The 26,855-nt window shown below is 48.4% G+C and carries 26 protein-coding genes; 8 read left to right on the forward strand and 18 right to left on the reverse strand.

The window, feature by feature from the left end:
* Positions 1–154: 154 nt before the first annotated feature.
* Positions 155–823 carry a hypothetical protein gene (locus tag ACO05E_RS06490; protein WP_419812170.1) on the reverse strand — a complete coding sequence of 223 codons (669 nt, stop codon included), beginning with the start codon at positions 821–823 and terminating at the stop codon, positions 155–157.
* Between the two features lie 262 nt (positions 824–1,085).
* Entirely contained in the window at positions 1,086–1,592 is a 507-nt protein-coding gene (locus tag ACO05E_RS06495) for a pilus assembly FimT family protein (RefSeq protein WP_419812171.1), read from the reverse strand.
* Positions 1,593–1,995: 403 nt separating this feature from the next.
* Here ACO05E_RS06495 and ACO05E_RS06500 point away from each other — a divergent pair, with 403 nt between their 5' ends.
* Together ACO05E_RS06500 and ACO05E_RS06505 are read left to right on the forward strand one after the other, a co-directional pair.
* Positions 1,996–2,991, forward strand: a complete 996-nt coding sequence (locus ACO05E_RS06500; RefSeq protein ID WP_419812172.1) for a branched-chain amino acid aminotransferase — start codon at positions 1,996–1,998, stop codon at positions 2,989–2,991.
* A 3-nt stretch (positions 2,992–2,994) separates the two neighbouring features.
* Positions 2,995–3,645 (forward strand): cupin domain-containing protein, encoded by a 651-nt coding sequence (locus ACO05E_RS06505; protein WP_419812173.1) that lies wholly within the window; start codon positions 2,995–2,997, stop codon positions 3,643–3,645.
* 46 nt (positions 3,646–3,691) lie between these two features.
* On the opposite strand, the gene ACO05E_RS06510 is transcribed toward ACO05E_RS06505, so the two are convergent.
* The 7 genes from ACO05E_RS06510 to ACO05E_RS06540 form a co-directional block, all read right to left on the reverse strand.
* A complete protein-coding gene (locus tag ACO05E_RS06510; protein ID WP_419812174.1) occupies positions 3,692–4,732 on the reverse strand; it encodes a methyltransferase domain-containing protein in 1,041 nt (346 codons plus the stop codon).
* Positions 4,733–4,820: 88 nt separating this feature from the next.
* The gene (locus tag ACO05E_RS06515; protein ID WP_419812175.1) at positions 4,821–5,438 is read right to left on the reverse strand and encodes a TIGR04282 family arsenosugar biosynthesis glycosyltransferase; all 618 of its coding nucleotides are present in this window, start codon (positions 5,436–5,438) and stop codon (positions 4,821–4,823) included.
* Complete coding sequence (locus ACO05E_RS06520) at positions 5,438–6,178, reverse strand: TIGR04283 family arsenosugar biosynthesis glycosyltransferase (protein ID WP_419812176.1); 741 nt, start codon at positions 6,176–6,178, stop codon at positions 5,438–5,440. The genes ACO05E_RS06515 and ACO05E_RS06520 overlap by 1 nt, the downstream gene beginning before the upstream one ends.
* Positions 6,165–7,016: a DUF547 domain-containing protein gene (locus ACO05E_RS06525; RefSeq protein WP_419812177.1), complete on the reverse strand. Its 852-nt coding sequence runs from the start codon at positions 7,014–7,016 to the stop codon at positions 6,165–6,167. The genes ACO05E_RS06520 and ACO05E_RS06525 overlap by 14 nt, the downstream gene beginning before the upstream one ends.
* Positions 7,013–7,720: a TVP38/TMEM64 family protein gene (locus ACO05E_RS06530; protein WP_419813666.1), complete on the reverse strand. Its 708-nt coding sequence runs from the start codon at positions 7,718–7,720 to the stop codon at positions 7,013–7,015. Before ACO05E_RS06530 ends, ACO05E_RS06525 begins: the two co-directional genes overlap by 4 nt.
* A gap of 40 nt (positions 7,721–7,760) precedes the next feature.
* Positions 7,761–8,714 (reverse strand): arsenosugar biosynthesis radical SAM (seleno)protein ArsS, encoded by a 954-nt coding sequence (gene arsS / locus ACO05E_RS06535; protein ID WP_419812178.1) that lies wholly within the window; start codon positions 8,712–8,714, stop codon positions 7,761–7,763.
* A 113-nt stretch (positions 8,715–8,827) separates the two neighbouring features.
* The gene (locus ACO05E_RS06540) at positions 8,828–9,331 is read right to left on the reverse strand and encodes a thioesterase family protein (protein WP_419812179.1); all 504 of its coding nucleotides are present in this window, start codon (positions 9,329–9,331) and stop codon (positions 8,828–8,830) included.
* A gap of 300 nt (positions 9,332–9,631) precedes the next feature.
* Here ACO05E_RS06540 and hemB point away from each other — a divergent pair, with 300 nt between their 5' ends.
* The 3 genes from hemB (at position 9,632) to ACO05E_RS06555 (ending at position 13,699) form a co-directional block, all read left to right on the forward strand.
* A complete protein-coding gene (hemB, locus tag ACO05E_RS06545) occupies positions 9,632–10,642 on the forward strand; it encodes a porphobilinogen synthase (protein WP_419812180.1) in 1,011 nt (336 codons plus the stop codon).
* A 287-nt stretch (positions 10,643–10,929) separates the two neighbouring features.
* The gene (ppk1, locus tag ACO05E_RS06550; protein ID WP_419812181.1) at positions 10,930–13,038 is read left to right on the forward strand and encodes a polyphosphate kinase 1; all 2,109 of its coding nucleotides are present in this window, start codon (positions 10,930–10,932) and stop codon (positions 13,036–13,038) included.
* A 100-nt stretch (positions 13,039–13,138) separates the two neighbouring features.
* Positions 13,139–13,699 (forward strand): redoxin family protein, encoded by a 561-nt coding sequence (locus tag ACO05E_RS06555; RefSeq protein ID WP_419812182.1) that lies wholly within the window; start codon positions 13,139–13,141, stop codon positions 13,697–13,699.
* A gap of 75 nt (positions 13,700–13,774) precedes the next feature.
* Here the strand turns inward: ACO05E_RS06555 and ACO05E_RS06560 are convergent, their stop codons facing one another.
* Together ACO05E_RS06560 and uvrD are read right to left on the reverse strand one after the other, a co-directional pair.
* Positions 13,775–14,893, reverse strand: coding sequence for a TRAP transporter substrate-binding protein (locus ACO05E_RS06560; protein WP_419812183.1), 1,119 nt, complete (start codon positions 14,891–14,893; stop codon positions 13,775–13,777).
* Between the two features lie 299 nt (positions 14,894–15,192).
* Positions 15,193–17,427 (reverse strand): DNA helicase II, encoded by a 2,235-nt coding sequence (gene uvrD / locus ACO05E_RS06565; protein ID WP_419812184.1) that lies wholly within the window; start codon positions 17,425–17,427, stop codon positions 15,193–15,195.
* A 191-nt stretch (positions 17,428–17,618) separates the two neighbouring features.
* On the opposite strand from uvrD, the gene ACO05E_RS06570 reads away from it, so the two are divergent.
* Both ACO05E_RS06570 and ACO05E_RS06575 read left to right on the forward strand, forming a co-directional pair.
* Positions 17,619–18,470: an SIS domain-containing protein gene (locus ACO05E_RS06570; RefSeq protein ID WP_419812185.1), complete on the forward strand. Its 852-nt coding sequence runs from the start codon at positions 17,619–17,621 to the stop codon at positions 18,468–18,470.
* Between the two features lie 291 nt (positions 18,471–18,761).
* Positions 18,762–18,947 carry a PA3496 family putative envelope integrity protein gene (locus tag ACO05E_RS06575; RefSeq protein WP_419812186.1) on the forward strand — a complete coding sequence of 62 codons (186 nt, stop codon included), beginning with the start codon at positions 18,762–18,764 and terminating at the stop codon, positions 18,945–18,947.
* Between the two features lie 254 nt (positions 18,948–19,201).
* Here the strand turns inward: ACO05E_RS06575 and ACO05E_RS06580 are convergent, their stop codons facing one another.
* From ACO05E_RS06580 to ACO05E_RS06590, 3 genes are all read right to left on the reverse strand, one after another.
* On the reverse strand, positions 19,202–20,482 hold the full coding sequence (locus tag ACO05E_RS06580; RefSeq protein WP_419812187.1) for an ammonium transporter: 1,281 nt from the start codon (positions 20,480–20,482) through the stop codon (positions 19,202–19,204).
* A gap of 67 nt (positions 20,483–20,549) precedes the next feature.
* The gene (gene glnK / locus ACO05E_RS06585) at positions 20,550–20,888 is read right to left on the reverse strand and encodes a P-II family nitrogen regulator (protein ID WP_419812188.1); all 339 of its coding nucleotides are present in this window, start codon (positions 20,886–20,888) and stop codon (positions 20,550–20,552) included.
* Positions 20,889–20,969: 81 nt separating this feature from the next.
* Positions 20,970–21,668: a TorF family putative porin gene (locus tag ACO05E_RS06590; protein WP_419812189.1), complete on the reverse strand. Its 699-nt coding sequence runs from the start codon at positions 21,666–21,668 to the stop codon at positions 20,970–20,972.
* A gap of 345 nt (positions 21,669–22,013) precedes the next feature.
* On the opposite strand from ACO05E_RS06590, the gene ACO05E_RS06595 reads away from it, so the two are divergent.
* Entirely contained in the window at positions 22,014–22,253 is a 240-nt protein-coding gene (locus tag ACO05E_RS06595) for an accessory factor UbiK family protein (protein ID WP_419812190.1), read from the forward strand.
* A gap of 56 nt (positions 22,254–22,309) precedes the next feature.
* On the opposite strand, the gene urtE is transcribed toward ACO05E_RS06595, so the two are convergent.
* The 4 genes from urtE to urtB form a co-directional block, all read right to left on the reverse strand.
* On the reverse strand, positions 22,310–23,008 hold the full coding sequence (gene urtE, locus ACO05E_RS06600; protein ID WP_419812191.1) for an urea ABC transporter ATP-binding subunit UrtE: 699 nt from the start codon (positions 23,006–23,008) through the stop codon (positions 22,310–22,312).
* 11 nt (positions 23,009–23,019) lie between these two features.
* The gene (urtD, locus tag ACO05E_RS06605; RefSeq protein WP_255858052.1) at positions 23,020–23,784 is read right to left on the reverse strand and encodes an urea ABC transporter ATP-binding protein UrtD; all 765 of its coding nucleotides are present in this window, start codon (positions 23,782–23,784) and stop codon (positions 23,020–23,022) included.
* Positions 23,781–24,953 carry an urea ABC transporter permease subunit UrtC gene (gene urtC, locus ACO05E_RS06610; RefSeq protein WP_419812192.1) on the reverse strand — a complete coding sequence of 391 codons (1,173 nt, stop codon included), beginning with the start codon at positions 24,951–24,953 and terminating at the stop codon, positions 23,781–23,783. Before urtC ends, urtD begins: the two co-directional genes overlap by 4 nt.
* Positions 24,954–25,148: 195 nt before the next feature.
* Complete coding sequence (gene urtB, locus ACO05E_RS06615) at positions 25,149–26,807, reverse strand: urea ABC transporter permease subunit UrtB (RefSeq protein WP_419812193.1); 1,659 nt, start codon at positions 26,805–26,807, stop codon at positions 25,149–25,151.
* Positions 26,808–26,855 lie beyond the last annotated feature (48 nt).

Consider the following 26,855-nt stretch of genomic DNA (forward strand, 5'->3'; position numbering starts at 1 on the left):
ACGTTGCTCCAAACAGTCTAAAAACATATAGAGCCACAAAAAATCAAGCTGATCACAGAATTACATTCGTTAGATACTTACTCGTACTTACTGGCAGTAAGTGTCAAAATTTCAAGTTCAAAATCATGAATAGAAAATTCTATGATTGATATTGCTACAATAACATCAGATCCCTTACATGTATTGAGAAGACCTCGCCACCCTCTTTATACCTCTTAATAGAATATCTTTTCCGTTCACTTTCTTCTAATTCCACCCAATAAAAACCCGGGCCAGAAAACTGGAGATCATGACTGTAAATTTTATCATTTAATTTTATATCGCCATTTATTTTACATGCTTTATTTACATAAATAAGAATCAAGCTATTTCTTTCTTCTGGATCAATAAAGCCACCACCACCAAGTGGCTCTCCTGTTACTTTACTATACGGAAAAGTTCCCACCCGGCCGATTAGTGTATCGGCTGGATTAATTTCCATACCCAAGCCTTTCCATAAACTATCCAGAGGCCTTATGGAATTTTCCATTTCTTCTCTTTTTTCCAAAAGGTCGAGAGTAAATTTCATTGAACTATCTATTTCTTCAGCAAATAATATCGAAGAATTCGGTTTTCCAAATATACCTCCCGGAACTGAAGGAAAAAGCAGCACTGCATCTTCAGGGTATTTTTTACTATCCAAAAGAACATTATTAGGACCCACATATTCGACTGTTGCATTTACATCAACCACTCCATGCAAATCTTCATACCTATTACCGGAAGGCACAATCGAACAACTCGCCATTAAAGGCATCAGAACTACAATAAAAAACAACCTCATAAATAACCTATATAACTATACTTCTATATTTTTGACATGGCGGCTTATTCGCACGCCTGATATTCTGGCGAGAATTTTTAAGCATTGGCATACAACCCGCTGATTGCATTCTGAAACCTTCACTAGCAAGAAAATCCCTTCCTGATCAGTGTGTACACACACTATTTAAAAACCAGATCAAACGATACAACCTGATAACTTCAAAGCTATCATTAAGAAATATTACGAGCAAGCGCAGCTTAGTGCTTAGGCCAATACAACATCACAACGTTGTATCAATCGTTACTTCACCGGTTCTGGAATCATAAAAAATCGAATACGCAGGTTCTTCAACCAGCGCATAGGTACAGGTATTGGAGCTATACGATGCCTGAAAATCCTGCGTGGTATTACGCTCAACCGTGGGTGAGCCATCTTCCAGTATCGCCCGCCAAACCGACAAACAATCAAAAACGTTATTCAACTGCGGATCAGACTCAAACGGGAAGTAACTCTGCGCAGGCCAGCCCGCACTATTCATATCCATCAGGTTGGTACCGGTACCAAACAGATCCAGATTATCCACCGGGCCATTATTGCCACCCGCAAGCCATTTGCTGTGTGCCAGCGAGACGGCACTTCTGAACGATCCACCGGTTGCTGAGACCAGTCCAGCACGGGCATCGTCTTCCAGGTTAACAAAACGCGGCAGAGCAAATGCTGCCAGGATGCCTATCAAGACGAGCACGGTCACCAGCTCAATAAGAGTAAAACCTCGGGATTGCTTCATTGGTTGATTCCATTAAACACTTTAGCTATCTGATAAATATAGCAGTTGAGCACAAACCCCGTGGTTTCGCTCAAGAAGTGCGAGCCATACGGGCAAAAATAAGCGATAATCCCGGCCCAGAATTCGACGACCAGCGTTTCTCTGAAACCAGAACGCCGGTGGCTTTGTTGCTATCTCCGGGTAAGCCGTTCACAAGACGGCAAGCCCCTCCAGAACACCCTCTGGCATTTCGTGCAGAACTCAGCGGCACACAGCAAAGCAGAAGCTGCAAGCACCAGGAAGGCAGCTTCTCGTGCACCCTGATAGTTAACGCCCACCCAGATGCGTTATTCAGATACGTTGAACCACAAGATTGAGTCAGGAAGCCATCGCCGGGCTTCCACACCTGAGGTTAGAAACAGATATGGCCGCATTTGGAACCGTTTTCATGCCGAAAATGGCATTGGCAACTTTCGAGAATAATTCCTGGACTGCTTCAAGCATCGTTCCATCCGACAAATTAGAATTCCACCCGGGCGCTCATGTCTTACATTATTCGAGCACCTGTTTTGAAGGGTTAAAAGCATTTAAGCACGAAGACGGCAGCGTCAATCTGTTCCGTATGAGTGCCAATATCGACCGTATGGCACAAAGCAGCGAGCTGCTGTACCTGCCGGAGATTGATAAAGCGCAGCTGGGCCAGATGATTAAAGACATCGTTGCACTGTACGCCGACGAAGTACCAGCACCGCCGGGGTCGATGTACATCCGCCCAACCCATATCGGCACCGAAGCCGCCATTGGTAAAGCCGCTGCACCGTCTGAGTCGTCAATGATGTACGTGCTGATTTCTCCGGTGGGTGATTACTTTGCCAGCGGTGCCAAGCCGTTACGCCTGCTGTTAGAAGAAGACGGTATGCGTTGCGCGCCACACATGGGCATGATCAAAAGTGGCGGCAACTACGCCAGCGCGTTAGGCCCGATCCTGCAGGCGCGCAAAGAACATCATGCGGATCAAATCCTGTTCTGCCCGAATGGCGACGTACAGGAAACCGGCGCTGCCAACTTTATCCTGATCGACGGTAACGAGATCATCACCAAAGCGCTGGATAGCAGCTTCTTACACGGCATTACCCGGGATTCGATCCTGACGCTGGCACGCGATATGGGTATGACCGTCACCGAGCGTGACTTTACCGTTGATGAGCTGATTGAGCGGGCACAAAAGCCAGGCACCGAAGCAGCGCTATCGGGTACCGCAGCGGTATTAACCCCGGTGGGCACCTTTATCCGTAACGGCGAAGAAATTACCGTCGGCTCCGGTGAGCCGGGTGAAACCACCCTGCGACTGCGTCAGGCACTGAATGATATTCAGTGGGGCAAAGCCGAGGATAAATTTGGCTGGTTAGAAAAAGTCTGAGCCATGCTTAATCTCGATTTCAGCCAACGCGTCGTTATCAACAGTCATGATCTGGAGTGGGTACAAAGCCCCATGCCCGGCGTGCTGCGCAAACGGCTGGCTCGGGAAGAAGCCGAACGTGGCCATGCCACCAGCATTGTTAAATATCTGCCGGGTGCCAGCTTCAGTGAGCACCCACACCCACTGGGCGAAGAAATTTTTGTGCTAGAAGGTGTGTTCTCAGATGAGAGCGGCGATTACCCGGCGGGCAGTTATCTACGTAACCCGGAAGGCTTCAGCCATGCGCCGTTCAGCAAAGACGGCTGCACCATCTTTGTAAAACTGCATCAGTTTCAGGCCGATGACCATCAGCAGGTACGGGTTGATACGCACAATGCTGAATTTCTGCCGGGCATAGGTGGTTTAAAAGTGCTGCCATTGCATGAGCATAAAGGGGAATCTACCGCGCTGGTGTTCTGGCCAGCCGGAGAACGCTTCCAACCGCACACTCATTTTGGTGGTGAAGAGATTCTGGTGATCTCAGGGGAGTTTATCGACGAGCACGGTCGTTATCCGGCCGGAAGCTGGTTACGCAGCCCGCATCTCAGCAAACATTTTCCGTATGTGGAACAAGATACGCTGATTCTGGTGAAGGTTGGGCATTTACCGGAGTAACCTAGAACAGGCTCTGGTAAATACCCTTTCTTTGTTTAGGCCACGACTAGCAGCAAGGTGATGCATCACTCTCTGCGGATACCCGGTCAAACGGCATGCCCGAGCCACAGCCTTCAAATAAACCAAAGTGGCGCTCAAAGTTACCAATAAACTCAAAGTGCTCAGCGAAGCGGCTGTTTTTTAACATCATCCAGGTGTTACCACACACCGGGAAGATTTTACCGGCTTCGATGATATGGTGTTTATCCAGCATAAAGGTATGTGGGCTATGCTCAATACCGCCACGATAAATCACCGCCTGACCGTAATCTTCACAGCTGGATTCCAGACCGTCGATATTAAATAACCGGTAGGTAGCCGAGTAAAAACGAATATTTTCGGTAATCGCCGCCAGTGCCGGATCGGTAATTTCTAACGGACGGTCTTCCACCAGACGCGGATCAACAAATCCGGCTTCAATCGCCAGACGCTCAAAGTCGTTCCAGTACAGTGCACCGCCTAAACATTCACCGTATAACACCGAGTCGTTTTTGGCGGCATCGTGAACCCGACGGTCGGAATACACGTCAGAGAAATAAAATTCACCGCCTGGTTTTAACAGCTTTTTAATGCCCTGCAATACCGCGGCTTTGTCGGGTGATAAGTTCACCACACAGTTCGACACAATCACGTCAAACGAACCCGGCTCCAGATCCAGTTCATCCAGCTTTTCGATATAGCCTTTCATAAAGCGCACGTTGCTGTAACCAAACGCATCGCTATGCCACTGGCGATGATCTTCAGCGACAGCCAGCTGTTCGTCGGTCATATCGACGCCAACCACTTCACCTTCCGGCCCTACCAGCTGCGCCAGAGCATACACATCGCGGCCACTGCCACTACCCAAATCGAGAATACGACAGCCTTCCAGCTTTGGCGGGCAAACCAGACCACAGCCGTAGTAACGCGACAATACTTCCGGGTGAATCTGACTTAATAACGGTTTTAACCATTCCGGCATCGCACTGGCGTCACAACACGCCGTTGTTTTTAAATCATCACTGCTCTGCAGTTGTTTGCCGTAATAATCCTGAACCACGTTGTGCATTTTTTGACCTCGAATGAATAACTCATTATGAATTGAGTGAAGAAATTAGTGCCTGATTAGCGCCAGAAGTTCCGCACTGACATTGATTTCAATTTGATAACCAGCCTGCTGGCAGATGTTCCAGATCATCGGCGACATCAATATCGTGCAGTGTCTCCAGACACGCCAGTGACCACCCGGCCTGCTGGATACGTTGCTGCGTCAGACGACTGACCTGCTCGGTACTCCAGGGCATATCAACAAACAGCGACGGTGCCGGATAGCGCAGCCCCAACAAAGCATAACCGCCATCGGATACCGGATACATACAGGTATCATTCTGCTGCAAAGCGTTGGCGGCCTGTTGCAGGCGCTCGGCGGTTAAACCGGGGCAATCGGTACCCATCAGCAGTACTGCTTCACCCTGTTCTAAACTGCGCTGACTGGCACGCTGCAAGCGCTCACCTAAATCACCAGCGCCCTGTTCACTCCACTGCACCGTGGCGGGGATTTCAATGTCTTGCCATAAATCGGGGTCGAGCCCCGGGGCGACACATAACTCAACGCTGCTAACCCCAGCGCCAGCACTAACCGCTTGCTGCACACTGTATTGCAGAAGTTTTTTGGCCAATTGGGCCGACCCTTGCTCACCCAGCGCCGGTATTAACCGGGTTTTGGCTAACCCGGGCAACGGTGCTTTGGCAAAAATGATAATGCGCGTTTTCATTAATAATACTCAGCTAAGGTAGTGGCACTGACACCCCGCCAATATAACCAGCGTAAGCGCCACATCAGGAAAATGGTGCGCCAGACACCCTGCTGCTGCCAGCGCCGCCCGGAGGTAGACACCCGCGACGTCAGACACGCCGGACGACTGTATTGCTTTAACCGCAGGCACAGTTCAACGTCTTCCATCAGAGGTTGTTGGGGGTAACCACCTAACCGCAGGAATTCATCGCGACGAACAAAAATCGCCTGATCACCGGTAGCCACCGACGTCAGCCGCGAGCGCTGATTGATCAGCCAGCTGATCACGGGAAACATCTTTGCCTGGCCATCAATGGTGAGATTAAACCGCCCCCAGCGGTAATACTGCTGCTCAATCGCCTGCAAAATTTGCTGATCGGCATCGGTGGGTAAACGACTGTCGGCGTGCAGAAACACCAGCACTTTGCCACTTGCCTGTTGGGCACCGGCATTCATTTGCAGCGCGCGCCCTTTATCGCTTTGAATCACCTTAAAGCCGTGCTGTTGGGCAATGTGTGCGGAGTCATCCTGACTGCCACCATCCACCAGCAGAATTTCACAGCCACGGCTCTGCCAGTGTCTCAGATGGGCTAACAGTGCAGGCATTTCTGCCTGCTCATTATAGAAAGGGACTACAACTGAGACATCAATGGAGTCAGAAACGGAAATAGAAGTCGCAAGGCTCACCAGAGGGCGAGAGCCGCCCTCAGCGTTTAACATTCAGTTTCCAATCGTAGTCCAGATAATCAATATCCAGTTTTTCTTGCTGTAATGCTTTGCGTTGTGCCGCCGGAATATCCAGGTCATCGGCATATTTTAAGAAAAAGTCTTCCAGACGCTGATAACCTACCCAACCGCGTTCAAAATCGTTCCCGTACCAGTTAAAAATCGACGACACTTCTAAGCCATCTTTGCTGACGCGGTTACGGCTGCGGTCGGATAAAAACCAGCGGGTTTGTTGCTCCAGCTGCTGCTCTAACTGATCAGCAACAAATGCTTCGGCACGTAACGGCGGGCAACCAATGCTGGCGCAGTTAACGGCAAAGTGGATACGGGGTTCGTTAAAGCGACCATCCTCACGAATCAAACCGTGTTCAATGTCATCCAGCGAACGAGTCTCGCCTAACAGAGGAATAAATTCTTTCTTCCACGGCGAGCTTAATAAATTGCCAAGGTCACGAATGGATTCAATATCCGGCCAATTGCGGACAATTAATTCCACCGTCCAGCTGTTGTAGGCATTAATTAAGAAACTCAGCTGCTCCGGCTTAGACCACTGTTCAAACTCCTGCCAGCTCACCTCAGATAAGGATTCCAGATAAGCTTTCAGCGCTGCACGGTCATCGGCAAAACCCTGATAATCGACTTCGCTGGTAAAACCATCAGCGCTCAGGTGAACGTGTTGTTTAGCTAATGCATCCCATTGGCTATGGTCAAAGGCATGGCTCAGCGGGCTGATAGACAGCAGCGTCACCAGTAATGCCATCGCGGCCCTATAAGAGAAGGAGTAGCGAGTAAAAGGTCGATAAGCGGTCAGTCGTTTCGTCAGATATGTCATGGTGTGGCAATCTCTTCAGAGCGGTTACGGGTTTGAAGTGTTGTTATTTTCTGGCCGAGCTTTTTTGCCAGCCATGGAAAAATGCCCAGCAGCAGCAAGGATACTAATAAACCGGGGGATAGAATATCCGCCATCTCATCAATAGCAGCCAGCTGAGTACCGGCATTAACGTACAATAATGTACCCGGCAGCATACCTAGCTGACTGACCCAGTAAAAAGTCCAGATACGGATGCGGGTCAGCCCCATCAGTAAATTAATCAGAAAAAACGGAACAACCGGGACAATACGCAGGGTGAATAAATAAAACGCACCATCCCGCGCCATGCCATCATTCACTTTTTGCAGGCGGCTGTTAAAACGCTGTTGCACGGTATCGCGAAATAAATAACGGGCTGATAAAAAGGCCAGCACGGCTCCCACTGAGCTGGCAAACGACACCAGCACCAGCCCCCAGACAACACCAAATAATGCACCCGCGGCCACCGTCATCACGCCCACACCGGGAAACGACAGTGCCGCCGCCAGGATATAAATCAGAAAGAACACCAGTGCCAGTAACAAAGGCTGTTGCGCCTGCCAGAGTTCAAACTGCTGTAAGCTGTCTTTCAACCCATGCAGGGTAAACAACTGATGGATATCCAGCAGCCACATCCCGGCAAAGGCAGCGATCAGGATGATTAATAACAGCGGTTTTTTTATCATCACGGCAATACCAACATCACCTACAAGTCATTATTAGTAGCTACAGAGCCCCGCCACAACTGCTGCCCTGTCCGGCGGTACAGGCGAAGCAGTGATCGGCGACACAAATAGGTTCACCGGCCATATCCTCGCTTAACAGATCACGCAGATGCGGAGCGTCTTTACCGGCTAAATTCAATTCCAGCTGCTGATTAAAATCACAATCGAACAAATTACCCTGCCAATCGACACTGATCAGAGAGCGGCACATCACGTGCTCAAGGTTGGCAGCCTGATAGTTATCTTTCAGCAGGGTCATATAATCGTGGAACTGACCTTTGGAAATCAGCGTTGAACCAAAACGTTTGATCGGCAGATTGGCTAACGCGTACAGCTGGTTAAACTGGATACCAAAATGTGAATCCAGCTCGGCTTTATATTGTGCTTCCAGCGGTTGTTGTGCCGGTGGCAAAACCGGCCCTTGCGGGTTAAACACCAGATCGAGTTTCAGCTCACTGCCCGGCTGGCCGTAGCCCAGTTCATTCAATTTCTGCAGCGCGGCGATGCTTTTATCAAACACCCCATCACCCCGTTGCTTATCAACATTATCCAGTGAATAACACGGCAATGAGGCGACGACATCCACCTGGTGCTCTGCCAGAAACTCAGCTAACCCTTCCTGACCTGGTTCAAACAGAATGGTCAGATTACAACGATCTATCACCTTGATACCCGCCGCAGAAGCCTGAGCGACCAGATAGCGGAAGTCATCGTGCATCTCCGGCGCGCCACCCGTCAGATCCAGCGTTTTGATACCACGCTTCTGCATCACCGGAATAATCAGATCTATATTTTCCCGATCCATCATTTCAGTGCGGGTTGGCCCGGCGTTCACATGACAATGCAAACAGCGCAAATTGCACTTATAACCCAGATTAACCTGCAGGATTTCAGTGGCTTTGCGTTGCAGCTGAGGAAAGTCACTCACCTCTAATAAAGGTAATGTCGCGTGCATACAGGCTCCGGGATGGCGCTATCAGTGATAAGGTTGTGGTATTAGTCCGGAGAATAACCGGTTAGTTCCCGCGAACAAACATACCATTTAACCACAAAGACCGATGCCAGTGCTTAACCGCAAAGATAGGTACCAGTGCCTACGGCAATCAGCTCATCGTCTTCATTATGGAATTCCATCCGGGTCACAGCCACCTTGTTACCAATGCGCAATAAAGTGGCACTGGCGGTAAATTCCTTGCCTTTGCCGGGCTGCAGATAATCCACCCGCATATCGATAGTACCCAGTTTGGATAACTGCTTCGGCCGTTCTTCTTTTGGAGCACCCTGACGATGCAGTCGCTGCCAGGCGGCAATCATCGCCATAGCACCGCCAGTAACATCCAACGCGGTAGCAATGGCTCCGCCATGCAAAATACCCTGTAGCCAGTTGCCCACCAGATCGTCACGCATTTTCATCGTGAATTCACAGCAATCCGCCCCCAGTCGTTTGGGCTGCAGGCCCAGCATCTGATTAAACGGGATCTGATCAAGAAAGTTCTGCGCCAGATTTAATTCAGTCTTGGTAAAACCTTCGGCGGTTTGGGTAACACCTTCGGCAATTACATCATCAGTCATCTCGTTATACCTACGCTCTTTTATTCTTATGCCAGGGCCTGTTTACAGGCTCCAGTCATTGTTAGGCACAGAGGTTGGTGCGGTAAATTGCCAAACCGATAAAAGCGAGTGACGATTCTGCTCAGTGGGAGTGAGGCGAACCCTGCATGAAAGAGGATTGTGCATAAAACTGTAACATTGGTGTCATATCGTGCGCGCCACTGACGAAAGTTTGCGCTATATCAGCATTGGCTTTTTCAACCGCCCGGCAATTCAAGCTACAATCGGTGTACTTATCTGTACATTTCCCGGAGAGACTCCATGGCTTTTAACGATGCCCAGCGCATGTTCCCAGAAACCCGACTGCGCCGTATGCGTCGCGATGATTTTTCTCGTCGTTTGATGCGTGAAACACAACTGACGGTGGATAGCCTGATTTACCCGATGTTTGTGTTAGAGGGCCATCAGGAGCGCGAAGCCATTCCGTCGATGCCTGGCGTTGAGCGTTTATCCATCGACTTACTGGTCGATGAAGTACGCCATCTTTATAAGCTGGGTGTTCCGGCCGTGGCACTGTTCCCGGTAACGCCACTGGATGTGAAGTCCGAGCTGGCAGAAGAAGCCTTTAATCCGAATGGCCTGGCTCAACGCGCAGTACGGGCCATCAAAGACGCGGTACCGGAAATGGGCGTGATGACCGATGTAGCGCTGGACCCGTTCACCACTCACGGTCAGGACGGCATTATCGATGCAGAAGGTTATGTATTAAACGACCGCACGGTGGATACCTTAGTGCAGCAAGCCTTATCTCATGCCGATGCCGGTGCCGATATCGTCGCGCCATCGGACATGATGGATGGTCGCATCGGTGACATTCGTGATGCGCTGGAAGAAGAAGCCTTTGTAAACACCCGCATTATGGCGTACTCAGCGAAATACGCATCGGCTTATTACGGCCCATTCCGTGACGCGGTGGGTTCGGCTGCGAATCTGGGTAAAGCGGATAAAAAGACTTATCAGATGGACCCGGCCAACAGTGACGAAGCACTGCACGAAGTGGCACTCGATTTAGCCGAGGGTGCCGATATGGTGATGGTAAAACCGGGTATGCCATATCTGGATATTGTGCGCCGCATTAAAGATGAATTAAAAGCGCCCACCTTTGTCTATCAGGTGAGTGGTGAATATGCGATGCACAAAGCAGCTGCTCAGAATGGCTGGCTGGATGATGAAGCCGTGATGCATGAGTCTTTATTAAGTATTAAGCGTGCTGGCGCGGATGGCATCTTAACCTATTACGCGAAGCAATATGCGGAGTGGTTAGATAAGTAAGTCAGTATTAAATCGTGCTTCAGCCATTTAAATTATTTTCCCCTCTCCGCATCGGTGCGACATCCCTGTCGCTCGATGCTAGCGCAACATCCTGTTGCTGTTCGGAAAAAATAATTCAAACGACCGAAACACTTTTTCCGATATCTAAGGTTTATGAAAATAAGGAGTTCAAGGTACTTTAAATAGCAGCAATAGGGATATTGCGACCGCACGGCAGGGCCAGGGATGGCCCTTCGGTGCGGCGGCTTAAAGTACCTTGAACTCCTTATTTGAATGAAGGAAGAAAAATGAGCGAAGAACAAGTAACGGAAACACCCATCGATTTAACCAGCAGCGAATATTATATTAATCGTGAGCTGAGCCATCTGCAGTTTAATTTACGGGTGTTAGAGCAGGCACTGGACGAAAGCCATCCGCTACTGGATCGTTTATTTTTCCTCTGTATTTTCAGCAAAAACCTGGATGAATTTTACGAGGTTCGGGTTGCGAACCTGACACAACAATTAGCTTATCGCCGCGAGCAGGCTGGTGCTGATGGTATGCACCCGCAACAGGTTCTGGATGAAATCCATGAACTGTGTAGCCAGACCGTTGCCCGCCAATACGCTATTTTAAACGACACGCTGCTGCCAGAGTTGGAAAAAGAGAATATTCGCTTTTTACGTCGGGCCAACTGGAACGATAAACAGCGTGAATGGATTCGCGATTATTTTGAAAAATCGGTACAGCCATTAATCAGCCCAATTGGGCTTGATCCATCACACCCCTTCCCACGATTGGTCAATAAAAGTTTAAACTTTATTGTTGCCTTAGATGGAAAAGACGCATTCGGTCGCGAGACCGGCCTGGCAATTATTCCGGCACCACGTTCTCTGCCGCGCATTATTCGTTTACCGGATGAACTTTGCCCGAATGGTTCTGGCAAAGGCGATAACTTTATTTTCTTATCATCGGTGATTCATGAATACGCCGATGAATTATTTCCGGGCATGGCGATTAATGGTTGTTATCAGTTCCGTGTTACCCGGAATGCTGACTTAGAAATTGATCACGACGATACCGCCGATTTAGCTTCCGCCTTAGAAGACGAATTACATTCACGTAATTTTGGCGAAGAAATGCGTCTGGAAGTCGCCGACAACTGCCCCGACGAACTGGTTAACTTCCTGTTAATGAAGTTTAACCTGGACGAAAACGATTTATTTAAAGTAAACGGCCCGGTTAACCTTTCCCGATTAATGGAAGCCATTTTCCAGATTAACCGCCCGGATTTACAATACGCGCCGTTTACACCGGGTTTGCCTAAAAATATTAATTTTAAGAAAAGTATTTTTGAAAGCATCCGCGAAAAAGACGCGTTAATGCTGCATCCGTTTGAATCCTTTACTCCGGTTGTGGATATGCTGCGCGAGGCAGCCAAAGATCCGGCAGTACGGGCGATCAAACAAACCTTGTACCGTACCGGCGCTAAATCCGAAATTGTGAATGCTCTGGTGGATGCCGCCCGCAATGGCAAAGAAGTCACGGTGGTGATTGAACTGCGTGCGCGCTTTGATGAAGAAGATAACCTGTACCTGGCTAACCGCTTACAAGAAGCCGGAGCCGTGGTGGTATACGGTGTGGTGGGCTATAAAACCCACGCCAAAGTTATGCTGATTGTGCGCAAAGAAGGCGATAAATTTAAGCGTTATGTGCATATGGGTACCGGCAATTACCACGCCGGTAACGCTCGGGTATATACCGACTACAGCTTTATGACCTGTGATGATTCCATTGGTGAAGATGTGCATAAAGTCTTTATGCAACTCACCGGGATGGGCGAAGCGTTACGCATTAAAAAGCTGTTTCATGCGCCCTTTACCCTGCATAAAAAAATGCTGGAACTGATTGACCGTGAACGCGCTCATGCAGAAGCGGGTAAACCGGCATTAATTCGTATGAAAGCCAATGGTTTAACCGAACCTAAGTTAATTCGTGCCTTGTATAAGGCCTCTCAGGCCGGGGTTAAAATTGAACTGATTATTCGCGGTATGTGCTGCCTGCGTCCGGGAATTCCCGGCGTTTCTGACAATATCAGTGTGCGTTCGATTATTGGCCGTTTTCTGGAGCACACCCGAGTATATTACTTCCAGAATAATGGCAAAGACGAAATCTATGCTGGCAGTGCCGATCTGATGGAGCGTAACTTATTAAACCGGGTAGAAACCTGCTTCCCGGTGGAAGCTAACAAGCTGAAAGAGCGGATGAAACGCGAACTGGAGGCCTATACGCTGGATAACTGTCAGGCGTGGGATCTACAACCGGATGGCAGTTATGTTCGCCAGCAACCGGCTGAAGGTGAAGAGCAGATTAAAGCACAAGCCATGATGCTGGAGAGTCTGGCCACCAGCGCCTGATGCTTCTGCCAGGGCCTGTTAACACTGACAAACCGCCACGGGAACTTCTGTCGCCATGGCGGCTCCAATAAGGCATTCCATCGTTTTTACGAGCCTTATCATGAAAAAATTCTCCTGGTTCTCCGCCTCGCTGGTATTCACCCTTGCCATCGCGTACTGGCTGGTAGGTGGACGTATGAATCATGCCCAGGCAGAGCCGCTACACGGGCCACTGCCTGAATTTACTCAGTCCGATTCTCAGGCCTGGCTCAATTCCAAGCCTCTTAAAACCGCCGATTTAACCGGCAAAGTGCTGTTGATTGATGTCTGGACCTTGGCGTGCTGGAACTGTTATCGCAGCTTTCCGTGGTTACATTCGGTGGAAGAGAAGTTCGCCAACGATGATTTTCAGGTTGTCGGCATTCATTCACCCGAGTTTGATTACGAACACGACCGTGGCAATGTTGAAAAAGCGATTAAGAAATATCAGCTACACCATCCGGTGATGATGGATAATGACTTTGCATACTGGCGGGCACTGGATAATCGTTACTGGCCTGCATTTTATCTGGTCGATAAGCGAGGCAACCTGCGTTATCGCTTTATTGGTGAAACCCATGAAGGGGATAAACGTGCTGAAAAAATTGAAGCGGCAATTCAGTACTTACTTTCTGAAAAATAACGCTTTCAGAATCATAAAAAACGGAAGCTTTTGCTCCCGTTTTTTATGATCATTTAGTGCGATAAATATTTCACGCTAGTCGCGTGCATTAATATAGGCTTGTTCACTGACAGCATGATACGCCTTAACCTGATCCCGATAGTTTTTAAACGACTGATACACTTTATTACTTAGTTCATCACCGCTGGCTACTTCGGCTACTACCTCGTCCGACAGGGTTTTCAGTGTATCCAGCACATCAGCTGGGAATGGTCGAATATCAACACCGTGTTTTTCTTTTAATTCAATCAGCGCTGTCTGGTTACGCGTCGTATATTCATTCAGCATATCCTGATTAATGGCTTGTGCTGCAACCCGCACAATCGCTTGCAGGTCTTTTGGCAGTTTTGCAAAAGCGGGTTTATTAATGGTGAATTCCATCATGGAGCCCGGCTCATGCCAGCCCGGATAATAGTAATGTTTAGCCACTTTATATAAACCAAACGCTAAGTCGTTATACGGGCCAACCCACTCGGTTGCATCGATGGCACCGGTTTGTAATGAGGTGAAAATTTCACCACCCGGCAGTGTCACCGGAGTACCACCGGCACGCTTTAATACTTCACCACCAATGCCCGGGATACGCATTTTCAGACCTTGCAGGTCGGCCACGCTGTTAATTTCTTTATTAAACCAGCCACCCATTTGCACGCCGGTATTACCACCCGCTAACGGCAGAATATTAAACGGGGCGTACACTTCTTCCCATAACTGCTGACCACCACCATACTGAATCCAACCGTGCATTTCCTGAGCAGTTAAACCAAAAGGAACTGAGGTAAAAAACTGCGAGGCTGGTGCTTTTCCTTTCCAGTAATAAGCCCCGCTATGGCCCATTTCCACGGTACCTTGTGATACCGCATCAAACACTTGCAGGGCCGGAACCAGTTCACCAGCGCCGTAAACTTTAATGGTTAAACGCCCGGCCGACATTTCATTCACCATATCGGCAAAGCGCTCTGGTGCGGTACCCAGCCCCGGAAAGTTTTTTGGCCAGGAAGTGACTAATTTCCATTTAAAGGTTTGTTGCTGCTGGGCAGCTGCTGATGATTGCGCACTTTCGGTTTGAGCTTCTTTATTACAACCGGCGGTTAATAATGCTGCCGCTGCAATTGCCCCAAGGCCAAGTGATTTAACAAGGGTTTTAATTTTCACACTTAATTCCTCTGTGTTGTTTTTATAAATATTTTCACATAAATCAGGAGCGGACTACTTTTCAAAGCAGCAACAGGATGTTGCGGTAGCTCGGTAGGGCCAGGGATGGCCCTTCGGAGCTGCGGCTGAAAAGTAATCCGCTCCTGATTTTTTTAACTGAAATAATGACAGAAGAGAGCCAGTATATTTTTCTGTCGCCACCCAAAAGGCACATCCATGTGCTGGTTGGGTGGTTGCAACATCCATGTTGCTGCTTTCGAAAAACATACTGGCTCCCTTCTTATTTAAACTTCTCTAACCTAGACTTTTTCAAGCTTGGCAAAATTAGCCACCAGCCACTTCTGCCCGGCGTCATCAAAAAACACCTGTACCCGCAATCCCGGGCCCTGACCTTCAAACTGCAGTACTGTGCCTTCACCAAACATCTCATGGTAAACACGGCTACCCAGATCGTAAGGTACCGACGCACTCTGTTCTTGTTTAATAAAGTCAGGCTGAGCTGAAGAGTGAATGCCACCCGCATGGCGCTTAGCCGTTAATGGCCGACTAATGCTGTTTTTCAGGCGCACTTCCTGAATCAGGTGATCAGGGATTTCACGAATAAAGCGCGACGGTGTACTGAAGTTTTCCTGACCGTGTAAACGACGGCTTTCCGCATGCGTTAATACCAGCTTCTCCATCGCCCGGGTGATGCCAACGTAAGCCAGACGGCGCTCTTCTTCCAGCCCTTCAGCTTCGTCCATCGACATTTTATGCGGGAATAATCCTTCTTCCATGCCCGCCAAAACAACTTGCGGAAATTCCAGACCCTTCGCCGAGTGCAGCGTCATTAACTGCACTGCATCTTCGTATTCATCGGCCTGGCCTTCACCGGCATCGAGCGCGGCGTTATCAAGGAACACCGCCAGATCTAACTGACTGGTGGGTTCTTCACCTTCGCTGTCCATTTCATCCGATGGTAAGTAATCACCGGTTTCAAACTGACGGGCAGCGTTAATTAACTCTTCCAGGTTATCGAGACGTGCCTGTCCTTTTTCGCCTTTTTCTTTTTTATGGTGCTCAATTAAACCGCTTTGAGTAATCACCTGATCAACAATTTCATGCAGTTTTAATTCTTCGATGCCCACACTCATTTCATCAATCAGGGTGACAAAGTTCTGCACCGCAGTACCGGCACGTTTGGGTAATAATCCCAGCGATACCGCTTCATTGGCTGACTGCCATAACGAACAACCCTGATCACGGGCATGGCTACGCAGAATTTCCACGGTTTTTTCGCCAATCGCCCGCGCCGGAACATTAATCACCCGCTCCATCGCCGCATCATCCTGGCGATTTAATAACAGGCGCAAATACGACAACGCATTTTTAATTTCCAGACGCTCATAGAAACGCTGGCCACCGTAAATACGATACGGAATACCCGAGCGTAAAAACGCTTCTTCCAGCGTACGCGACTGAGCATTGGAACGGTATAACACCGCCATCTCAGTACGCTGACGGCCATCACGTGACCATTCATCCACTAAGTCGGCGATATAACGCGCTTCATCCTGCTCGTTAAAGGCACTGTATAAACGAATTGGCTCACCTTCCGCCCCTTCGGTCATCAGGTTTTTGCCTAAACGCCCCTGGTTATTGGTAATTACCGCATTGGCAGCTTCAAGAATATTGGCGGTGGAGCGGTAGTTCTGCTCCAGCTTAATCAGCTCAGCACCGGGGAAGTCGTGCTGGAAATTGCGGATATTATCAATGTTGGCACCACGCCAGCCGTAAATCGACTGATCGTCATCACCCACCGCCATCACCGAAATGCTTTGCCCGGCCAACAAGCGAATCCAGGCGTACTGGATATTGTTGGTGTCCTGGAATTCGTCGACCAGAATGTTGCGGAAGCGCTGCTGATAATGTTGCAACAGTTCCGGATTCTCCAACCAGAGTTCATGTGAACGCAACAGGATTTCACCGAAATCGACCAGACCGTTTTGTTGGCAGTTCTCTTCATAAATGGCGTACACCGTGCGCAGAGTTTCCTGAAACGGGTCCGCCGACGGAATCACATGTGCGGCACGACGGCCTTCGTCTTTCTGGCCGTTAATAAACCACTGGATCTGTTTGGGCGGATAACGGCTATCGTCGATATTGTGCGCCTTCATCAGGCGTTTAATCAGACGCAGCTGGTCATCACTGTCGAGAATCTGAAAATGCTGCGGCAATCTGGCTTCACGCCAGTGTTGCTTTAACAGGCGATGCGCCAGACCGTGAAAGGTACCCACCCACAAGCCGTTAGCAGGTACATTTAACACCTCTTCCAGACGACCACGCATTTCTTTGGCCGCTTTATTGGTGAAGGTCACCGCCATCACTGCAAACGGCGATACGTTTTCAACATTCAGCAACCAGGCGATGCGTTGCACTAACACCCGGGTTTTACCCGAGCCAGCACCCGCCAGTACCAGCTGGTGTTTGGAAGAAGCCGCCACCGCATTGCGCTGACCATCGTTTAAATTATCGAGCAATAATGAAATATCCATGGCCGCGAGTTTATCAGATTCATGCCACAGATTTGATAGCTTCACTGTATATATTTACACCCATTCGGGCGGATCATCGACTCAATCCGTTGATCTGCATGACTGGTACTCACGTCAGATTTACTTATAATCCGCGCAGTTCATAATGGTTAATCCATACACCATTTATTTTCTGGCTGTGCGAGGCTGATTTGAGACAGAGTCCGGTTCTGACAGAAATTGCTGCGGCAATCCCCAACCTGCGTAAGTCAGAAGTAAAAGTCGCTGAATACGTACTGAAATCACCCGAGCAGGTGATGCATATGCGGATTGTTGATCTGGCTCAGGAAGCCCAGGTCAGTGAGCCAACCATCGTGCGTTTCTGCCGCGGCATTGGCTGTAATGGTTTTCAGGAGTTTAAAGTCCGCATCGCTCAGGAAATGGCCGTTGCTAACAACATTGGCCAGTTCGCGATTGCCGAAGACGACAGCATTGAAAACATCTGCAATAAAATCGCCGACACTACCATTCAACGCCTACATCAGGTGAAGTCTCAACTCCGGAGCCAACAGGTTGCCGCAGCAGCTAACGCCATTAGCAGCGCACAACGGGTAGAGTTTTATGGCTTTGGCGCTTCAGGAGCAGTAGCCACCGATGCTCAACATAAATTCTTCCGTTTGCAGGTCGCAACCGCGGCCTACAGCGACCCACATATGCAGTCGATGTCGGCTGTCACGCTGGGCGAAGACGATGTGGTGGTGGCGATTTCACAAAGTGGTCGCACCAAAGATTTATTACACACGGTACAGCTGGCACAACAGCACGGCGCTCAGGTTGTCAGCCTGGCACCGGCGAACACCCCGCTGAGTCTGGCAGCTGACTTGCCGATTCATATTAATATCGAAGAAGATACCGAACAGTTTACGCCGATGACGTCGCGCATCGCTCACCTGATGATTATTGATATGCTGGCGGTTGCAGTGACCCAACGCCGTGGCCCCGAGTTTTCAGAACACCTGAACGCGATCAAACGCAGCATCAAGTCGCTGCGGCTGGAAAACTAGAGCTCCCTCACTTCCTTTCTCTCCCTCTAAACTAGACCTATTGCGACAAAATTATTTTTTGCCGAATAATTTTTCCTCTGTTTTCTGTCATAAAAACCACGTCAATTTTGCCGTTCTGATATAACCCCAGATACCATAAGGGCTGGAAGCATTTACTGATCGTTCATTCAAGATAAATGGAATTTGGTCACCTTCGGCTTTGCTGTCATGCTACTGCAACCAATAACAAGAAAAATCATGGCTCCGGGTTAGCAAACCTCACTGACTGTGATCTACCAAAGGAACAGAACAATGGAAGCAGCTATTAAGTTCGAAGGCCACGAGGAAGTAGTATCGTTTGATCAGAACGGTAATGTGGTCGTTAATAAAGAATCGCAAATGTCTAAAAAGCTGATGGCACGTCGTGCAATCGAAGCGCATCGGGAACGGAAAAGCCTGGAATCAGAATTAGAGGATTATTATTTCGAAGAGATGTAACCGCGTCACCCTGATCTTTTCAAACACCTTTAATTAATCCCAACAATCATTTACGGATTAACAAAAAACCTCCTGCTGAAGCGAATTAATATTTGTTTCAGCAGGAGGTTTTTTTATATCTGAGTGTTAGCCGTTTGTGATAGCGACTAGAGTAGCGGGAAAGAGGCAGCTCCATCAAAACGGCAAAAACCGCCCTGATAAATCAGGGCGGTTTTTAATCAGCTAAGATGCTGTTGAGTTGAGGCTACTTCAGATTACTTAGAAGCAGTGAACTCTGGGTATGCTTCCATACCACACTCAGACAGATCCACACCTTCGTACTCTTCTTCTTCAGTAACACGCAGACCCATCACAACTTTGATGATGCTCCATACGATCAGAGAAGTTACGAATACCCAGACGAAGATGGTTAACATACCAACCAGCTGACCCATGAAGGTTGCATCAGCGTCAGACAGCAGTACCGCGAAGATACCCCAGATACCAACAACACCGTGTACAGAGATAGCACCTACCGGATCATCAATTTTCAGCTTGTCCAGAGTCAGGATAGAGAACACAACCAGAACGCCACCCAGAGCACCAATGATGGTTGCCAGGAATGGGCTTGGATCTGCAGGCTCAGCTGTGATTGCAACCAGACCAGCCAGAGCACCGTTCAGAGCCATAGTCAGATCCGCCTTACGGAACAGAACGTAAGCAGTAATCAGAGCGGCAATCAGACCACCCGCTGCTGCTGCGTTGGTGTTCAGGAATACGCTGGCCACTTCGTTAGCTACCGCGATGCCGCCCAGCTTCAGAGTAGAACCACCGTTGAAACCGAACCAACCCATCCACAGGATGAACATACCCAGAGTTGCCAGAGGCAGGTTTGCACCCGGGATTGCACGTGCTTCGCCGTTCGGGCCGTATTTACCTTTACGTGGACCTAACAGTAATACACCCGCCAGAGCTGCTGCTGCACCTGCCATGTGAACAATACCGGAACCCGCGTAGTCAGAGTAGCTCAGCTCATACAGACCAAATACCGCATCGCCATTCCAGGTCCAGCTACCTTCCATTGGGTAGATAACACCGGTCATTACCACTGCGAATGCCAGGAAAGCCCACAGCTTCATACGCTCAGCAACCGCACCAGAAACAATCGACATAGCCGTTGCTACGAATACAACCTGGAAGAAGAAGTCGGAAGCACCAGAGTAAACAGAATCGCCACCGAAGCCAGCTTCATGAGAAGCGGCCAGTACGCCTGCTACAGCTTCGTCAGTCATGCTTGCAACACTGTCAGTGTCGCTTAAGAAGAAACCGCCGCCGTACATAAACTCATAACCACATACCAGATACATGGTGCACGAAATGGCAAACAGGGCGACGTTTTTAGTCAGAATTTCTGTGGTGTTTTTAGAGCGAACCAGGCCCGCTTCCAACATGGCGAAACCGGCCGCCATCCACATTACTAATGCGCCACACACCAGAAAATAAAAGGTGTCCATGGCGTATTGAAGTTCATAAATATGATTCAGATTTTGTTCCATGCTAAGCCCCCCGCATTAGGCTTTAGATGTTATTCGATGTTCTTAAAACAGTGCTCTTAATTGAGCATCAAACTGCGTCTGCGCCGGTTTCACCGGTACGGATACGAATGATTTGTTCCAGAGCAGTTACAAAAATTTTGCCGTCACCGATTTTGCCGGTGTTCGCTGCTTTCGTGATGGCTTCGATCACTTTGTCAGCCAGGTCATCAGAGATAGCGACCTCAATTTTTACTTTAGGCAGGAAATCCACCACGTATTCAGCACCACGATACAGTTCAGTGTGGCCCTTCTGACGACCAAAACCTTTTACTTCGGTCACTGTGATGCCCTGAACGCCGATCTCAGACAGTGCTTCACGCACATCGTCCAGCTTGAACGGCTTTACAACAGCAGTTATGAGTTTCATAGAAAACCCCTTAAGTTGAATGTTCGAAAAAATTCAGTGTGATCAATGGCCCATGCGGGGGCACGGGCCATTGTATGCTTTTTACAGCTCGATAGGCAGGCTATAAGACACAACAACTTTTACGTCTTCATCAAAACCTTCTTCGCCATCATCCAGATCAGCATCCTGATCGATAATTTTGCTCAGAGTGAAAGAGATGTTGTCGTTATAGGCATAGCTCAGATCTAAGTGAGTGTATTCAGCAGAATCATCTTCGCTGTGCATAGCTACACCAAGAGTTGCTGAGAATTGCTCGTATTCGCCACCCAGAGTTGCATAGCTGTAGTCTTCGTCACCAGCCAGTACATAATAGTAAGAAGCTGATACTGGGCCATAAGCACCAGAAATAATCAGATCAGTTGCATCAAAGGTGTTACCACGAGAATCAGTACGAGCGATATTGCCACCATCGATTTCTTCAGATGCGCCAGAGTAAACATAAGACCAAACGCTTACGTCATAGCTAAAGTCACCCGCTTCACCACCGAAGCCAGCAAACAAATCGTATTCCTGACCTAAAGCAGAGTCACCTGATGAAGTCCAAACACCTGCATAAGCACCACCAGTGCTAACCGTCAGGTCACCAGAAACGGCTGGAACACCTTGACCCAGATCCTGACCACGCCACAGGTACATGTTAGATACCGCAGCAGATGCTGATACTTCAACTTCTGCCTGTACCGCTGGTACCGCTGCTGCCATTACACCAGCCAGAGCAATTGCTTGAGTTAATTTTTTCATCGTTCTTTTCCTTCGCAGTTATTTTCAAACTTTATTAGTGGTGCTGATGCACCGTTTTAATTCTGTCGTTAGCTATTAGCAGCGGTTGTGCCAACTTTTAAAAACCGCAGAAAAACAGACTCTTACGATCAGGTTTCCTGAATTTGCAAAGAAAAGTGATTTCATTGTGGTGCATCGAATAGCGGGCAGCACCAGTTTAGAGCACACTTAAGTCACATCCAGCACCAAAAGCGAACGCCAAACCCAGAGTAGCGTTAAAATGGCGCGCCTGACCAGCTTTGTGCGGACAAATACCATTCACTGGTACAATATGGGTCAATATCGACAACTGGCTGAGAGCTGCACATGATCAACCCTACTCAAATCAAACAAATGGCCGATGAGTTTCTGGAGAAGTTACCAACACCAGGGATTCCGGAAGATATAAAGCTGTTGATTCATGGCCAGTTACAGTCATTGTTAACCAATGCCAATCTGGTGACCCGGGAAGAATTTGAAATACAGCTGGAGGTACTGCGCCGCACCCAGGCTCAATTAGTTGAGCTGGAGCAGCGCTTAGCCGAATTAGAGAAGAAAGCCGATTAAAGCCTGGTTGCTGGCGATCTTTATCATGGCCTGTTAACAGGCCATGATAATTTGTATTAAATCGCCAGCAGTTCACGGGCCTGTTCAGACGTTTTTAATTCATGACCTGCACCTGAAGCAACAACACGACCACGCTCCAGAATAATAAACTCATCCGCCAGCTCTGCAGCAAAATCGAGATACTGCTCAACCAGCACAATGGCCATTTCACCGCGATCGCGCAGCAGCTCAATCACCCGCTGGATATCTTTAATGATCGACGGCTGAATGCCTTCGGTTGGTTCATCCAGAATCAGTAATTTAGGGCGCAGTAATAACGCCCGGGCAATGGCCAGCTGCTGTTGCTGACCACCGGATAAATCACCACCGCGACGCTTCAGCATTTGTTGTAACACCGGAAATAACGAAAACACTTCCGGATCGATATAACGCTGATTGCGTGGCAAGGCTGAAAATGCGGTTTGCAGATTTTCTTCCACCGTCAGCTGAGCAAAGATATCGCGCCCCTGAGGCACATAAGCAACACCCTGACGCGCCCGATCCGCCGGGGACAACCCATCCAGCTGGCCATCAAGCCAGCGAATCTGACCGTTCATGGTATCCAGTTGCCCGGATAAGGCTTTCATTAAGGTGGTTTTACCCACCCCATTACGCCCTAACACACAGGTGACCTTGCCAATTTCAGCTTGCAGACTGACATCGTATAACGCCTGGCTAGCTCCGTAGGCGACGTTTAATTGGTTGACTCGTAACATAATCGTCGCTCCTACCTTCCGAGGTATTTTTCAATCACTTCGTCATTGGCCTTAACTGAGGCTAATGATCCTTCCGCTAACACGCTGCCTTCATTGAGTACCGTGACCCGGCAATCCAGCGCATCAATAAAGTCCATATCGTGTTCGACCACCATCAGCGAATGGCTTTTCGCCAGCTCTTTAAACAACTCGGCGGTTTTCATGGTTTCTTCATCAGTCATACCCGCAGCCGGTTCGTCAATTAATAACAACTCCGGCTCCTGGCCTAACAACATGCCAATTTCTAACCATTGTTTTTGACCATGGGATAAATTGCCCGCCAGATTGTGCAACTGATCGCCCAGATCAATCATGCCCAGAATTTCATCTAGTTTGTTCTTTTGTGCTGACGATAATTTATGGCGTAATGCCTGCCAGACAGAACGACCCCCTTTTAACGACATTTCCAGATTTTCAAAAATCGTTAAGCTTTCAATGACACTCGGTTTCTGGAATTTCCGGCCAATACCTAAGTTCGCTACCGCAGCTTCATCGTATTGGGTCAGATCGTGATGATTGTTAAATAACAAGGTGCCTTCATCGGGTTTGGTTTTGCCGGTAATGACATCCATCATGGTGGTTTTACCGGCACCATTCGGGCCAATAATGGCGCGCATTTCTCCCGGCTCAATTAACAAAGACAAGGAGTTTAAAGCTTTAAAACCATCAAAACTGACGGTAACACCATCCAGATACAAGACTGATGGATTTTCAATATGCAGAGGTGCCTGACTCATGAGTTACCTCCTTGAGGAATTACCGGAATATCATCAGCAGCGTTATCGCCCAATTGTTTTGCTGCCCGTTTCTCTTTGATTTGTTGTACTAAACCCACTACACCTTTTGGCAGATATAAGGTGGATAACACAAACAAGCCACCTAACAGGAATAACCACAACTCAGCAAATGCACCGGTAAAATAGGTTTTGGCATAGTTCACAATAAAGGCACCAATCACAGCACCGTATAAGGTGCCACGGCCACCAACCGCCACCCAGATAATCATCTCGATGGATAAAATCGGAGCAAATTCACCCGGATTAATAATACCCACCTGAGGGACATATAAGGCACCGGCCACACCAGCCAGCATGGCGGACACCACAAACACAAAGAGTTTGTAGTGCTCAACCCGATAGCCAATAAAGCGGGTACGACTTTCAGCATCGCGAATAGCAACCAGAACACGGCCCAGTTTAGAGTCAACAATAAAGCGACTGATTAAATAACCCAGAATTAACGCCAGCGCCGAGGCAATAAATAATGCCGCACGAGTTGTGTCTGCTTGCAGGTCAAAGCCCAGAATATCTTTAAAGTCGGTTAAGCCATTATTGCCGCCAAAGCCCATATCATTACGGAAGAAGGCCAGCATTAAGGCATAGGTTAGAGCCTGAGTAATAATGGATAAATACACGCCGGTTACCCGGGAGCGGAAAGCCAGCGCACCAAAAACAAACGCCAGAATACCCGGCGCAGCCAGAATCATAATGGCGGCAAACCAAAACTGATCAAAACCAAACCAGTACCAGGGTAATTCTGTCCAGTTCAGGAACACCATAAAGTCTGGTAATTCCGGATTACCGTAAACACCACGGTCGCCAATCTGACGCATCAGGTACATACCCATGGCGTAACCACCCAGAGCAAAGAAAGCGCCATGACCCAGGCTGAGAATACCGCAGTAGCCCCAGATTAAATCCACTGCCAGCGCTAACAAGGCATAACACAAGTATTTGCCCAGCAATGTCATGGTGTAGGTGGAGACGTGGAAAATGGATCCTTCCGGAAATACCAGATTGCAGAAAGGAACAATAATCGCCAGCGCCAGAATAGCAATAATCAATCGCTGCCCGGCTTTGTCGTTGGCCAATAATGAAGTGATTGGCCCAAGTTTTATATCTTTCATAAAGATTTCCCTTATCGCCTGACTGTATTGCAGCTCCAATACAATCAGGCTGAATATTCGATGGTATTGACTACTAAAGAATATATCCGGTGCTTTTCTGCTCGGCCGTCTGCCGCAGTGATGCGGCAGTCGAGCGTACATGGATGTATCTACCGCGTGCCGAGCGGGAAAATACCGGATATATTATTCTGCAACTTACCCCTCGACGGCACGACCTTTCAGAGCAAACAGCCCTCGTGGTCGTTTCTGAATAAATAAAATAATAAATACTAGCACCAGAATTTTTGCTAATACCGCACCGGCCAGTGGTTCGAAGAATTTATTCGCCACACCCAGAGACATGGCAGCAACCAGAGTGCCCCATAAATTACCCACACCGCCAAATACCACCACCATAAAGGAATCGATGATATAAGCCTGACCTAAGTTCGGACCAACATTGGTTAATTGGCTTAATGCCACACCAGCAATGCCAGCAATACCGGAGCCTAAACCAAAGGTCAGCGCATCCACCCAACCGGTACGAATACCCATAGAATTTGCCATCGGACGATTCATGGTCACGGCACGCATCTGTAAACCAAATAAGGTTCGTTTTAACACCAGCGCCAAAGCCGCCAGTACCAATAAGCTGAAAATAATGATGTATAACCGGTTAAAGGTGAGTTCCAACGCCGGGTTAACCATAAAGGTGCCCGCCATCCAATCCGGAGTTGTTACGTCGCGGTTTAATGGGCCAAAAATAGAACGTACCGCTTGTTGTAAAATCAGGCTGATACCGAAGGTTGCCAGTAAAGTTTCTAATGGGCGGCCGTATAAATGACGAATCACCGAGCGCTCAATTAACACACCCACTAAGCCACTCACCAAGAACGCAGCCGGGATCGCAACAACCAACGACATACCAATAGAATCCGGCATTAACTGCTGTACCACATAGGTGGTATACGCACCCAGCATAATCATTTCACCGTGGGCCATATTAATCACGCCCATCACCCCGAAAGTAATGGCCAGACCAATGGCAGCCAGGAGCAGTACTGCGCCCAAAGCCAGACCAAAATACAGATTTTCGGCATAGCTGTTCAGTTTTAATAACTGATCAATATTTTCGATGGTTTTCGTGGCCAGCTGATATTCATCAGCACGGCTTTTCTGTTGCTCTTCAGAGAAACCATCAACAAATTTACTCAAGGCCACACGCACTTCGGAATATAACGAACGATCTAACGCGCTAATTGCTTGTGATCGGGTATCTGCGTCAGCACTGTTCAGGTTCTGTAACGCCTGAGACAGCAATAAAACGTCAGAAACTTTTTGTCTTTCTTCAGCCTTAATCAGTTTTTTCAGTTCTTCAGACGCGATTGAATCCGGTGCTTTTAACAGATTTTGCGCGGCATTAAAGCGCTGCTCATCATTGCCGGATGAAATCTGAATTAATGCAATCGCCGAACGTAACTGACGGCGAATTTTATTATTTACGCCAATTTTTTTGAATTTACGTTTGCCGATATTTTCAACAGGCTGGTCACCAAAGGCCTGTTTAATGCCCTGTTCGGATTTAAAGGATTCGACCAACACCAATAACTTGTCGGATTTTCGATAATAAAGCTCTGAATCCAGCATTGCCTGGAGTAGCGTCAGTGTTTTTTCGTCAGATACCTCAGATATCTGATCAATAATATTTGCCTTTTTCTTATAGTTGGCACTAGGTAACTGTTGTGCCAGTAGCTCAAGCTCGTTATTGCCTGATACATCGGTCGGTTCAATGCTTTCTGTTTGAGCTTGTAACGGACCTGCAATAGAGAGAAGAAGAGCCAATAACCAAATCGAGAGAGATTGAGTTACGCGCATGGGAATATCCCTTTTCGAATATAAGGTTGGACGAGTTGTCCAATAAAG

The organism is Bacterioplanoides sp., from assembly GCF_965226395.1.
GTDB lineage: Bacteria > Pseudomonadota > Gammaproteobacteria > Pseudomonadales > Oceanobacteraceae > Bacterioplanoides.

What these genes read in the sequence shown, in the direction of transcription:
- ACO05E_RS06575 (WP_419812186.1), top strand. Translation starts at nt 18,762, where the DNA reads ATGGAAGCAGCTATTAAGTTCGAAGGCCACGAGGAAGTAGTATCGTTT.
- ACO05E_RS06500 (WP_419812172.1), top strand. Translation starts at nt 1,996, where the DNA reads ATGGCCGCATTTGGAACCGTTTTCATGCCGAAAATGGCATTGGCAACT.
- urtD (WP_255858052.1), bottom strand. Translation starts at nt 23,784, where the DNA reads ATGAGTCAGGCACCTCTGCATATTGAAAATCCATCAGTCTTGTATCTG.
- uvrD (WP_419812184.1), bottom strand. Translation starts at nt 17,427, where the DNA reads ATGGATATTTCATTATTGCTCGATAATTTAAACGATGGTCAGCGCAAT.
- ACO05E_RS06520 (WP_419812176.1), bottom strand. Translation starts at nt 6,178, where the DNA reads ATGTTAAACGCTGAGGGCGGCTCTCGCCCTCTGGTGAGCCTTGCGACT.
- ACO05E_RS06490 (WP_419812170.1), bottom strand. Translation starts at nt 823, where the DNA reads ATGAGGTTGTTTTTTATTGTAGTTCTGATGCCTTTAATGGCGAGTTGT.
- ACO05E_RS06525 (WP_419812177.1), bottom strand. Translation starts at nt 7,016, where the DNA reads ATGACATATCTGACGAAACGACTGACCGCTTATCGACCTTTTACTCGC.
- ACO05E_RS06495 (WP_419812171.1), bottom strand. Translation starts at nt 1,592, where the DNA reads ATGAAGCAATCCCGAGGTTTTACTCTTATTGAGCTGGTGACCGTGCTC.
- ACO05E_RS06595 (WP_419812190.1), top strand. Translation starts at nt 22,014, where the DNA reads ATGATCAACCCTACTCAAATCAAACAAATGGCCGATGAGTTTCTGGAG.
- ACO05E_RS06510 (WP_419812174.1), bottom strand. Translation starts at nt 4,732, where the DNA reads ATGCACAACGTGGTTCAGGATTATTACGGCAAACAACTGCAGAGCAGT.
- glnK (WP_419812188.1), bottom strand. Translation starts at nt 20,888, where the DNA reads ATGAAACTCATAACTGCTGTTGTAAAGCCGTTCAAGCTGGACGATGTG.
- ACO05E_RS06505 (WP_419812173.1), top strand. Translation starts at nt 2,995, where the DNA reads ATGCTTAATCTCGATTTCAGCCAACGCGTCGTTATCAACAGTCATGAT.
- ACO05E_RS06580 (WP_419812187.1), bottom strand. Translation starts at nt 20,482, where the DNA reads ATGGAACAAAATCTGAATCATATTTATGAACTTCAATACGCCATGGAC.
- hemB (WP_419812180.1), top strand. Translation starts at nt 9,632, where the DNA reads ATGGCTTTTAACGATGCCCAGCGCATGTTCCCAGAAACCCGACTGCGC.
- ACO05E_RS06590 (WP_419812189.1), bottom strand. Translation starts at nt 21,668, where the DNA reads ATGAAAAAATTAACTCAAGCAATTGCTCTGGCTGGTGTAATGGCAGCA.
- urtC (WP_419812192.1), bottom strand. Translation starts at nt 24,953, where the DNA reads ATGAAAGATATAAAACTTGGGCCAATCACTTCATTATTGGCCAACGAC.
- ACO05E_RS06530 (WP_419813666.1), bottom strand. Translation starts at nt 7,720, where the DNA reads ATGATAAAAAAACCGCTGTTATTAATCATCCTGATCGCTGCCTTTGCC.
- arsS (WP_419812178.1), bottom strand. Translation starts at nt 8,714, where the DNA reads ATGCACGCGACATTACCTTTATTAGAGGTGAGTGACTTTCCTCAGCTG.
- urtB (WP_419812193.1), bottom strand. Translation starts at nt 26,807, where the DNA reads ATGCGCGTAACTCAATCTCTCTCGATTTGGTTATTGGCTCTTCTTCTC.
- ppk1 (WP_419812181.1), top strand. Translation starts at nt 10,930, where the DNA reads ATGAGCGAAGAACAAGTAACGGAAACACCCATCGATTTAACCAGCAGC.
- ACO05E_RS06555 (WP_419812182.1), top strand. Translation starts at nt 13,139, where the DNA reads ATGAAAAAATTCTCCTGGTTCTCCGCCTCGCTGGTATTCACCCTTGCC.
- ACO05E_RS06515 (WP_419812175.1), bottom strand. Translation starts at nt 5,438, where the DNA reads ATGAAAACGCGCATTATCATTTTTGCCAAAGCACCGTTGCCCGGGTTA.
- ACO05E_RS06540 (WP_419812179.1), bottom strand. Translation starts at nt 9,331, where the DNA reads ATGACTGATGATGTAATTGCCGAAGGTGTTACCCAAACCGCCGAAGGT.
- urtE (WP_419812191.1), bottom strand. Translation starts at nt 23,008, where the DNA reads ATGTTACGAGTCAACCAATTAAACGTCGCCTACGGAGCTAGCCAGGCG.